This is a genomic window from Longimicrobium sp. (assembly GCF_048594345.1).
GTDB lineage: Bacteria > Gemmatimonadota > Gemmatimonadetes > Longimicrobiales > Longimicrobiaceae > Longimicrobium.
In genome coordinates this window covers 1-10,132 of sequence record NZ_JBMDXM010000024.1, presented here as the reverse complement: position 1 = coordinate 10,132, position 10,132 = coordinate 1, and the positions used below count along the sequence as shown (strand labels likewise).

General features: G+C 70.6%; 9 protein-coding genes. All 9 read right to left on the bottom strand.

The features are described 5' to 3' along the window. Nucleotides 1–586: 586 nt before the first annotated feature. Entirely contained in the window at nucleotides 587–3,811 is a 3,225-nt protein-coding gene (locus ACOJUJ_RS02515; protein ID WP_420125270.1) for an efflux RND transporter permease subunit, read from the bottom strand. 1 nt (nucleotide 3,812) lies between these two features. Continuing rightward, complete coding sequence (locus tag ACOJUJ_RS02510; RefSeq protein WP_420125269.1) at nucleotides 3,813–5,000, bottom strand: efflux RND transporter periplasmic adaptor subunit; 1,188 nt, start codon at nucleotides 4,998–5,000, stop codon at nucleotides 3,813–3,815. A 2-nt stretch (nucleotides 5,001–5,002) separates the two neighbouring features. Continuing rightward, complete coding sequence (locus tag ACOJUJ_RS02505; RefSeq protein ID WP_420125268.1) at nucleotides 5,003–6,583, bottom strand: TolC family protein; 1,581 nt, start codon at nucleotides 6,581–6,583, stop codon at nucleotides 5,003–5,005. Next, nucleotides 6,580–6,768 carry a hypothetical protein gene (locus tag ACOJUJ_RS02500; protein WP_420125267.1) on the bottom strand — a complete coding sequence of 63 codons (189 nt, stop codon included), beginning with the start codon at nucleotides 6,766–6,768 and terminating at the stop codon, nucleotides 6,580–6,582. Before ACOJUJ_RS02500 ends, ACOJUJ_RS02505 begins: the two co-directional genes overlap by 4 nt. A 2-nt stretch (nucleotides 6,769–6,770) precedes the next feature. Beyond that, nucleotides 6,771–7,247: a GbsR/MarR family transcriptional regulator gene (locus ACOJUJ_RS02495; protein WP_420125266.1), complete on the bottom strand. Its 477-nt coding sequence runs from the start codon at nucleotides 7,245–7,247 to the stop codon at nucleotides 6,771–6,773. Between the two features lie 71 nt (nucleotides 7,248–7,318). After that, nucleotides 7,319–7,774, bottom strand: a complete 456-nt coding sequence (locus ACOJUJ_RS02490) for a GbsR/MarR family transcriptional regulator (protein ID WP_420125265.1) — start codon at nucleotides 7,772–7,774, stop codon at nucleotides 7,319–7,321. Nucleotides 7,775–8,483: 709 nt separating this feature from the next. Beyond that, nucleotides 8,484–8,768 (bottom strand): hypothetical protein, encoded by a 285-nt coding sequence (locus tag ACOJUJ_RS02485; protein WP_420125264.1) that lies wholly within the window; start codon nucleotides 8,766–8,768, stop codon nucleotides 8,484–8,486. Beyond that, nucleotides 8,765–9,526 carry an enoyl-CoA hydratase/isomerase family protein gene (locus ACOJUJ_RS02480; RefSeq protein WP_420125263.1) on the bottom strand — a complete coding sequence of 254 codons (762 nt, stop codon included), beginning with the start codon at nucleotides 9,524–9,526 and terminating at the stop codon, nucleotides 8,765–8,767. The genes ACOJUJ_RS02485 and ACOJUJ_RS02480 overlap by 4 nt, the downstream gene beginning before the upstream one ends. Then, on the bottom strand, nucleotides 9,523–9,879 hold the full coding sequence (locus ACOJUJ_RS02475; RefSeq protein WP_420125262.1) for an AtuA-related protein: 357 nt from the start codon (nucleotides 9,877–9,879) through the stop codon (nucleotides 9,523–9,525). The genes ACOJUJ_RS02480 and ACOJUJ_RS02475 overlap by 4 nt, the downstream gene beginning before the upstream one ends. Nucleotides 9,880–10,132: the final 253 nt, after the last annotated feature.

Below are 10,132 nucleotides of genomic sequence, written 5' to 3'. Positions count from 1 at the left end.
GTGTGAGGGTGTGAGGGTGTGAGGGTGTGAGGGTGTGAGGGTGTGAGGGTGTGAGGGTGTGAGGGTGTGAGGGTGTGAGGGTGTGAGGGTGTGAGGGTGTGAGGGTGTGAGGGTGTGAGGCGGCGCGACCCTCGGGGGCCCTCTCCCCCGCCAGGCCTTTTGCTCGTTCCTCGCAACGGCTGGCGACCCCTCCCCCAACTTCGGGGGAGGGGTGGTGTAGCCGCGAGAAAGGCGCGATGCGGCAGCCATTTGTGAGGCATGGACTCAGCGGCGCGGGTGTCCGCGAAGGCGGACAGTGTGATGTTGTTGCCGCGATTTCAATCGCTCTTCCGCGGCCAGGGACGCGCCGGATCACACCGCGAGCCCTCCACGCGCACGCGCCTGTGAGCTAACCCGACCCCGCCAGTCCGCGAAGGCGGCCTTCGTGTGGTTGTTGCAGCGAATTCATTCGCCCTTGCCAGGCCGCCAGCACGTTTCCTCGGCTGCGATCCGCACCCTCGAATCCACCGCTCCTCATCCCCACAAACAAAGCACCCCGCCGGAAACCCGGCGGGGCGCTCTGCGTCCATCCATCGACGTCAACCCCTCAGTCGCCGTAGGTCGGCTCGGGGTTCAGGCCGCCGCCGCGCACCGGCTCCTTTGCCGGGGCCTTGGCCTCCCTGGGCTTGCGCTTGAAGCCGCGCGACACCCATCCGCCAAAGTCGTCGAAGTAGGTGTACGCCACAGGCACCACCACCAGCGTGAGCAGCGTGGAGGTGATCAGGCCGCCGATCACCGCGCGGGCCATCGGCGCCCGGAAGCCGCCGCCCTCGCCCATCCCGATGGCGATGGGAAGCATGCCGAAGATCATCGCCAGCGTGGTCATCACGATGGGGCGCAGACGCACGCGCCCGGCCTCGATGAGCGCCGTGACCCGGTCGGTGCCGGCTTCTCGCCGCTCGTTGGCGTTGTCGACCAGAAGGATGGCGTTCTTGGTCACCAACCCCATTAACATGATGACGCCGATCATGCTCATCATGTTGAAGGTGTCGTCCGTCAGCAGCAGCGCCAGCAGCACGCCGATCAGCGACAGCGGCAGCGACAGCATGATGGCGAACGGCTGCGTGAAGCTTTCGAACTGGCTGGCCAGGATCAGGAAGATCAGGATCACCGCCAGCAGGATGGACTCCAGAACGAAGCCCATCGTCTCCTGCAGCTGCTCCGTCTCACCGCCCAGCGTGACCGTGTAGCCGGCCGGCAGCTTCATGTCGGCCAAGGCCGTGTTGATGGCCGCCGACGCCTCGGAGATGCTGATCTCCGGCGTCACGCTGGCGCCCACCGTGCCCACCCGCTCCAGGTCCTGCCGGTCGATCTGCGCCGGCGCCACGCCTTCCGCCACCTGCGCCAGCTGCCCCAGCGGCACCGTGGCGCCCGCCGGCGTGGCGATGGGCAGGTTGGTGATGCTTTCCAGCGACGTGCGCTGCTCGCGCGCCACCTGCACCACCACGTCGCGCTCCTCGCCCGTGGGGTCCTGCCAGGTGGTGGCCGTCTGCCCCGCCAGCAGCGGGCGCACGGTTCCCGACACCTGCCCCACGTCCAGCCCCAACTCGTTCGCCAGGTCGCGGTTCACGTCAATGCGGTACTCCGGACGGGGTGCGCCCAGCGACGTCTGCACGTCGGCGATGCCGGGGATGGCGCGCATGCGCTCAGCCACCTGCTCCGAGAGCGCGGCCAGCTGCGTGACCTCGGGGCCGCGCAGGTTCACCTGCAGCGGCTGCGTGGGCCCGCCCAGCCCGCCCGCCTCGCCCACCACGATGGTGGCGCCAAAGAGCGTCGACAGCTTTTCGCGGGCGTCCACCATCAGCTCCTGCTGCGACCGGTCGCGCTCGGCGCCGGGCACCAGGTCCACGTAAATGTTCCCCGCCGTCACCGTTCCCGTCACGCCCGCGCCGACGGTGGTGTAGGTGAAGTCCACGCCGTCCAGCGAGCGCAGCGCGGCCCCGATCTCCTCCGCCTTTTGCGCGCTGTACGCCAGCGAGCTTCCCTCGGGCGTCTCGAAGGTCACGTTGAACGCGCTCTGGTCCTGCTCGGGCATGAAGCCGCCGCCGATGAGCGGAAAGAGCATGAAGGTGCCGAAGAACGCCACCACCGCCAGGCCGATGGTGCTCTTGCGGTGCCCCAGCGCCCAGCCGATGATGCCGCGGTAGCGATCGGCGCCGCGGTCGAACCAGCGGTTGAACCCCGCGATGGCCCGGCTGACCGGGTTGCCGCCCCCGGCCGAGGGGTCGTGCGGGTCCACGCCCCACCACGCGGAAAGCATGGGCGTGAGGGTGAAGGAGACGAACAGCGACACCAGCACCGCGAACGCCACCGTCATGCCGAACTGGTAGAAGAACCGGCCGATGATGCCGCCCATGAACGCCACCGGGACGAACACCGCCACGATGGACAGCGTGGTCGCCATCACCGCCAGGAAGATCTCCGACGTCCCTCGCCGCGCCGCCGTAAAGTAGCCTTCGCCGTGTTCTCGATGTCGGACGATGTTCTCGATGACCACGATGGCGTCGTCCACCAGGATGCCGATGGAGAGCGACAGGCCCATCAGGGTGAGCACGTTGAGCGTAAAGCCCAGCGCGTCCATCAGCATGAAGGCGCTGATCACCGACACCGGCAGCGCCAGCGAGGTGATGGCGGTGGCCTTCCAGTCGTTCAGGAAGAGCATCACCACCACCACGGTGAGGATGGCGCCCAGCACCAGCTCGTGGATCACGTCGTCCACGGACTGGCGGATGCTGACGGAGTTGTCGCGGACGATCGTCAGCTGCGCCCCCGCGGGAAGCTCGCCCTGCAGCTCCGCGATCGCCTCCTTGACCCCGTCGGCCACCTCCACGGTGTTGGCGCCGGACACCTTGAGCACGTCCAGCGACACCGCGCGGCGGTCGTCCACCATGGCGATGGACCGCTCCTCCTCGGTGGCGTCCTCCACCCGCGCCACGTCGGACAGCCGCACGGTCATCCCGCCGCGGGTGGCGACGATCACGTCGTTGAACTGCGCGGGATCGGTGATGCGGCCGGTGACGCGCACCAGCTGCTCGCCCGTCCCCCGCTCCACGCGGCCGGCGGGAACTTCCAGGTTCTGCCGCCCCAGCGCGCCCATGATCTCCTGCGCGCTCACCCCCACGGCCTGCATGCGGTCGGGGAGCAGGTTCACGCGGATCTCGCGCTCCAGCCCGCCGGCGATCTGCAGCTGGCCCACGCCGCTCACCGACTCCAGCCGGCGGCGGATGGTCTCGTCGGCCAGCGTGGTCAGCTCCGGCACCGTCAGGGTGCCGGACGAAAGCGCCAGCGACAGGATGGGCTGCGCCGAGGGGTCGAACTTCTGCACCACCGGCGCCTCGATGTCGGTCGGCAGCTCGCGGCGCACCTGATCGATGCGGGCGCGGATGTCCTGCGACGCCAGGTCGCCGTCACGCCCCAGGTCGAACTCCACGACCACGGACGAGACGCCCTCCAGCGAGTTGCTGGTGATGCGGTCGACGCCTTCGACGGTGTTGAACGCCTCTTCCAGCCGCCGCGTCACCTCGCGCTCGATCGTCTCCGGCGACGCGCCGGGGTAGACGGTCTGCACCGCCACCACGGGGATGTCCACGTCCGGAAACTCGTCGATCGGCAGCCGGCGGAATCCGAAGAGGCCCAGCACGATCAGGCCGAACATCATCATCGCCGTGAAGACGGGACGGCGGACGGCCACCCCGCTCAGTCCGCCGCCGGGCGCCTTGCGGGCTTCTTCCTCGGAGCCCGCGTCGGGCCCGTGTACGTTGATGTCCGCCATCTCACTCCTCCTTGGCCGGCGCGGCCGCCGGCGCCGCGGCCGCAGCCGCCGCCGTCTGCACCCGCACCTTCGATCCCGCGGGCACCATGCCCGGGGACACGATCACCTGCTCGCCCGCCTGCAGTCCGCTCTCGATGGCCACCACGCCCCGCGCGTCGTCGCGCGAGCCGGGGGTCACCGGACGGCGGACCACGGAGTCGCCCACCACCACCATCACGTGCTGGTCGGCGCCCTGGCCGCGGACGGCGGCGGCGGGCACCACCAGCGCCTGCCGGTCGCCGCCCGTGACCACGCGCCCGCTGGCGAACATCCCCGCGATCAGCTCGCCCGTGTTGCGCAGGCGCAGCGTAACGCCCACCTGCCGCGACGCCGCGTCGGCCACGGGATCGATGCGCGCCACGGTGCCGCTGAAGGTGCGGCCGGGGAACGCGGTCAGCGTGAACTCCGCCGGCTGCCCGGGGCGCACCAGGTTGGCCTGGTCCACCGGCACCTGCCCGCGCAGCTCCAGGAACTCCGATCCTACCACCGTCAGCAGCGTCTGCCCCACGTTCACCGCCTCGCCCTCGTTGGCGGTGCGCTCGCTCACCTGCCCGCCAAAGGGCGCGGTGACGGCGGTGCGGCCGGCCTGCTCCGACGCGCCGGTGGCGTTGGAGCGGGCGGCGGCCAGCTGGGCCTGCGCGGCCTGGAACTGCGCCTCGGCGGCGCGAAAGTCCAGCTCGCTCATGGCGCCGGCCTGAAAGAGGGTGCGGGCGCTCTCCAGCTGGCGCTGGGCCAGGGAAACCTGCGCCTGCGCCGCGGCCACGCCGCTGCGGGCGCCGGCCGCCTGGCTCTGGATCCCCTGCGCCTCGATGCGGGCCAGCACCTGGCCGGCGCGCACGCCGCTGCCGCGGTCCACCGTCAGGCCGCGCACCACGCCCGGCACCTGGGCCTTGACCTCGGCCACGCGGTAGGGCTCAAGGCTGCCGGTGAGCGCCACGCCCGCCGCCAGCTGGCTCATCTCCACCACCGCCACGTCGCTGGCGCCCAGCACGGTCACCCGCTCCGGCGCCTTTTCGGCCGCCTCGGCCTCGCCCTTTCCCTCACCCCCGCCGCAGGCGGCGGCGCCCAGCACCAGCAGGGCGGCGACCGCCCCCCGCAGGGGACGGCGCGGGTCGCTGTATCCGTTCATCGTCTCGGTTCTCCGGTCCATGGTCAGGGCGTCGTCGTCGTAGCGGGCACCGGCGCGGGGGCCGGGAAGTTCGTCGTGGGCGCCGCCGGGTTCGGAATCGACGGCGTGGTGTCCAGCGGCCGCACCGTGTCCGGCAGCGCCGGCGTGTCCAGCGCGCCCGAGCCACCAGTGGCGCGCAGCACCGAGGCGTCGGCGTTCAGGAAATCCGCCACCGCCTGCGCCAGGTTGGTGCGCGCCTGCAGCAATTCCAGCCGCGCCTGGCTTACCTCCAGCTGCGTGGCCAGCCCCTGCTGGTAGCGCAGCACGGTCAGGTCGTACACTCGCTGCGCGGCCTGCACCGTGGTCTGCCGCGCCACGATGGCGGTGCGGGCGCGCTCGCGCTCGCCGGCGGCCTGCGCGTACTGCACCTGCACCCCCTCGCGAAGCTGCGCCAGCTGCAGCCGCGCCTGCTCGGCCTGGATGCGCGCCTGCTGCAGCTGCGCGGTGCGCTGTCCACCGCTCAGCAGCGGGATCTGCACGTTGAGCCCCGCCGTCCAGTCCGTCCGCCACTCGCCCGTCAGGTCGACGGGACTCGAGGGATAGAGAAGGCGGCCGTAGTTCATCGACAGCGAAACGTTGGGCAGAAAGGCGCCGCGGGCAATGCGGATGTTCTGCTCCGCGATGGCCACCTGCCGCTCCGCCCGTGCCACGGAGGCGCGCCGCGCCAGCGCTTCGGCGGCCAGCACCGGCTGCGCCAGCGCCTCGGCGGAGGGCACGTCCAGCGGGGTGGTGAGCGCCACAGGCGCGTCCAGCGGCACGTCCACCAGCCGCTTGAGGTTCAGCAGCGAAAGCTCGGCCGCGTTCTGCGCCTGCACCAGCTGCGGCCGCAGGTTGTCGCGCGACACTTCCGCCCGCAGCACCTCCAGCTCCGACGCGCGGCCGGCGGAAAGCCGCAGCCGCTCCTGCTGCAGGAACGCCTCGGCCTGCTCCAGCGCCTGCTGGGCGCTGGCCGCCAGCTCCTGCGCCAGCAGCGCGTTGACGTACGCGGTGCGCACCTGCAGCTCGATCTCGGCCGTCTGCTCCACCAGCTCCAGCCGGGCCACCTCGCGAAACTGACGGGCGATGTTCATCGCCGCGCCGGTGCGGCCGCCGGAGTACAGCAGCTGCGAGCCGCTGAGGGTGGCCGCGTACGCGTTGGCCTGGCCAAACGGCAGGTTGCCGAACAGCTGCCCCAGCCCACCCAGCCCCGCCAGCGGCGCCGTCCGCTCCAGGTAGCGCACCCGCTCTTCGAGCGAGGCGGTGCTGTCGGGCGAAAACTGCAGCGAGTCGGGGAGCGTAAACCCGCCCCCGCCGCTGAACGACGAGGCAAAGGTGCGGGTGTAGCCCACGTTGGCGCTCACCTGCGGCAGCGCGCCGGCGCGGGCCTCGCGCACCTGCGTCTCCGCGATCTCTACCTGGCTGCGCGCCAGGCGCACTTCCTCGCTCTGCCCGAGCGCGCGTCCTACCGCGGCCTGCAGCGAGAGCGCCACCGTATCCCCACGCGCCCCCGCGGCCGGCTCCTGCGCGCCAAGCGCGGCGGGAGCGGCGGCCAGCACCGCGGCGAGCGTCCATCCCAGTCGGTTCATCGTTCCTCCAGGGCGGTCCCCCGCCCATCCGTTCCGTAGTCGTCGGGCTCCCCTTCCGGAGCCGTCCAGCGCGCCGCGAGCCCCGCCCGCACCGCGTCCCGCAACCGCATCCGCCGCGCTGACGCATCGGACGGCGGAGCCCCCACCATCAGCAGCCAGCGCGGCGAGCCCTGCACCGCCGGCACCCTCACCGCTCCCCCCCGCCGCAGCACGCCCGCAGCGCGTTGGCGGCGCATCCGTGAATGCGCGCCAGCCCCTGCAGCCGCCCCCGCACCCGCTCGTCGCGCGCGGCGGGGGTGGCGGTCCCGGCGTCCAGCAGCTCCTCAACCTTGGCCAGCCGCTCCATGCGGTGGCGCACCAGGGTGCGCTCAAGGTCGGCGGCGATGCGGTAGAAGTCGCGGCGATCGCCGATGTGGCTCACCCGCTCCACCACCTTGAAGCCCTCCAGCTGCCGCGCGTTGGTGCTCACGCTGGCGCGGCTCACCTTGAGCCGCTCGGCCATCTCGTCGATGGAAAGCTCGCGCGGCTCCAGCAGCAGCAGTCCCATCATGCGCCCGCTGGTGCGCGGCGCTCCATCGCCCTCGAAAAAGCGGCCGACGCGCTCCACGAACTCCTCGTCCGCCGGGTGCAGCCCCGGCCCGTGTTCCGCCGTCGCGATCATCATGTGGATGCAATCCGTTCAGTACGGACAATATCTTCAAGGCGCGGCTCGTCCGGAGCGCGCGCCGTCGTTTGCTATTCCGGGGCGCGCTCCCGCACCTGCCCCAGAAGGTCGCTCACCACCTGCTGCGCCCGCTCGTGAAACGCGATGGCGCGGTCGAAGCGCTGGCGCAGCGCGGGCGAACGCCCGCTGACGGACTCGGAGCCCTGGCGCAGGCGGCGCAGCATGGAGCCGATCCCCTGCACCGCGCGCTCCAGCGTGCGTTCGCTGATGTCGGGCGAGATGCGGTAGTAGTCGCGCCGGTCGCCCGCGCGGGTCACCCGCTCGGCGATCCCTAGCTGCTCCAGCAGCCGGGCGTTGCTGCTCGCGCTCCCCTTGCTCACCCGCAGCTGGTCGGCGACGTCGTCCAGCGAGCACGCCTCTTCCTGCACCATCAGAAAGCCGAACAGCCGCCCCGCGATACGCGGTGCGCCATCTTCCTCGAACTGCCGGCCCATCCCCTCGATGAAGTCCGTCGTCGCTGCGTCCATTGTCCTTTACGCCCAAAGGTGGACCCAAGGATAACGGCTCAGCATCGTTCAGTCAATACTGAACGTACTGCATGTGGAGAAGAGTGCGGAAGTGCGGAAGTGCGGAAGTGCGGAAGTGCGGAAGTACGGAAGTACGGAAGTACGGAAGTACGGAAGTACGGAAGTACGGAAGTGCGAAAGTGCGAGAGGGTGTGAGGGTGGGAGCGGCGCGCTCCGGATGGCTCCGCGTCGGCCCCCTCCGGGCGAGCACCACTCGCCCACCTCCCCCGAAACTGCCGGGGGAGGTTGGGATGGGGAAGGTTCGTCGCGCTTCGAAGCAGGCCGGAGTGCGGTTGGTTGGGGAGCCACTACCACGACAGCCACAACGCAAACACCCCCTCCCCCTAAGTTGGGGGTGGGGTCGACCGCCGTTGCGAGGAACGAGCAAAAAGGCCGGTCGGGGGAGAGGTCCCGTCGCAGCGGGCAGGGCTTCGAAGGCATCGAACTGACGCCCGACGGTTTGCCCCTCCCCCGGCCCCGTCCCCGGCCCCTCCCGTTCGTTCCTCACGGAGAGGGGAGAATGCGATCCCGTTTCGACACCTTACCGAAGCGCGCCGCCCTCGCCGCAAACAACCCCTCCCCCGAAGTTGGGGGAGGGGTCGACCGCCGTTGCGAGGAACGAGCAAAAGGGCCGGTCGGGGAAGAGGGCCCCCGGGGTCGCGCCAGTACGCTACCGAGCGCTTCCGCCCATGTCGCGATCATCCGGACCGCGATCATCCGCGTCCCAATCCTCCCCCTCGGACGCCTCCGCCGCCACCGCCTCGTCCGCGCGCTTGCGTCGGCGGTTCAGAAGCGTCATGGCGAGCAGGCCAACAACCAGGAGGATGATGGCGATGAGCACCAGCACGTCCTGGCCAAACACCACCCCCGCCGCTACCAGCACCGCGCCGGTAAAGAAGAGGCGGACCTTCCAGTCCAGATAATAGTCGGGCTCGCGGCGGGTGCGGTCGATCACGCGCGCTCCAGGAAACGCGCCACGCCCGCCTTCATGTCGTCCGTCATCCGCGCCACCACGTTCACGTCCGCGCCCGACCGCAACGCCGCCTCGAAGCCCATCCCGTCCGCGTGGTACAGCAGCCGCTTGGAAAGCTGCACGGCGGACGGGCTACGCTTCGCCAGGTCCTCCAGGAACAGGTCGCGCTGACGATCGAAGTCGGCGTCGGGCCAGGCGTGGTTGATCAGGCCGATGCGCTCCGCCTCCGCCGCGGCGATCGGCTGCCCGGCGACAATCAGCTCGAACGCGCGCTTCTCACTCACGTTGCGGCGCAGGATGGCCATCACCATCGCCGGCACAAAGCCGATGCGCACCTCCGGATACCCGAACTCCGCCGTGTCCGCCGCCAGCACGATGTCGCACGCCGTCGCCAGCCCGCATCCGCCCGCCAGCGCCCGCCCGCGCACGCACGCGACGACGGGCTTGCGCATGCGGCGGGGGAGAAGGAACAGCTCGGCCAGGTCGTCCACGTCCTCCAGGTTCTCCATCACCGACGACTCGGCGATCTTGCGTAGCACGGACAGGTCGGCGCCGGAGCAGAAGTCCTTTCCCTCCCCTTCGACCACCACCACGCGCACGGCGTCGTCCCCATCCGCCTCGCGAAGGGCGGATTTGAGGGCGGCGATGAGCTCCGCGTTCAGGGCGTTGCGCTTGTCGGGGCGGTTCAGGACCAGCCGGCGCACCCCGCCCTCGTCGCGGACGAGGAGAGGCGTGCTCACGACGAGGCGCCTGCCCCGGCCAGCCGCGCCACCTCGTCGGACACGTCCACCTCCATCCGCAGGATCGCGGTGGAAAGCACCTTGCCCTGCGCGTCGGTCTTGAGGCTCACCGTGCCGCCACCGCCCAGCGCGTTGTGGAGAAGAAAGTTGAGCGCCTCCAGGTTGGGCAGCTCGAACCGCTCCACGTCGCCATGGACGATCCCCTGGAAGTGCGTTTTTACGCGCTCGGTGGTCAGCTGCTCCACCAGGACGGGGTAGAACTCGGGGCGCAGGGCGATCACGCCCACGTTCGCGGTGTCGCCCTTGTCGCCGGAGCGGGCGTGGGCCAGGTGCAGCAGCTGAAGTCGGGGCATGTGAAGCGGATAGCCGTCCGTGAAAGTCTGTGTCAGGTGGTGAAGAGTAGGTTTCGCGGGCAGGCGACGGCAAGGGGCAGGCCCGTTTGGAGGCAGCGTTGGGGTGTGTGAGGGTGAACGGGTGTGAGGGTGAACGGGTGTGAGGGTGTGAGGGTGTGAGGGTGTGAGGGTGTGAGGGTGTGAGGGTGTGAGGGTGTGAGGGTGTGAGGGTGTGAGGGTGTGAGGGTGTGAGGGTGTGAGGGTGTGAGGGTGT

What these genes read in the sequence shown, in the direction of transcription:
- ACOJUJ_RS02515 (WP_420125270.1), bottom strand. Translation starts at nt 3,811, where the DNA reads ATGGCGGACATCAACGTACACGGGCCCGACGCGGGCTCCGAGGAAGAA.
- ACOJUJ_RS02510 (WP_420125269.1), bottom strand. Translation starts at nt 5,000, where the DNA reads ATGGACCGGAGAACCGAGACGATGAACGGATACAGCGACCCGCGCCGT.
- ACOJUJ_RS02505 (WP_420125268.1), bottom strand. Translation starts at nt 6,583, where the DNA reads ATGAACCGACTGGGATGGACGCTCGCCGCGGTGCTGGCCGCCGCTCCC.
- ACOJUJ_RS02495 (WP_420125266.1), bottom strand. Translation starts at nt 7,247, where the DNA reads ATGATGATCGCGACGGCGGAACACGGGCCGGGGCTGCACCCGGCGGAC.
- ACOJUJ_RS02490 (WP_420125265.1), bottom strand. Translation starts at nt 7,774, where the DNA reads ATGGACGCAGCGACGACGGACTTCATCGAGGGGATGGGCCGGCAGTTC.
- ACOJUJ_RS02475 (WP_420125262.1), bottom strand. Translation starts at nt 9,879, where the DNA reads ATGCCCCGACTTCAGCTGCTGCACCTGGCCCACGCCCGCTCCGGCGAC.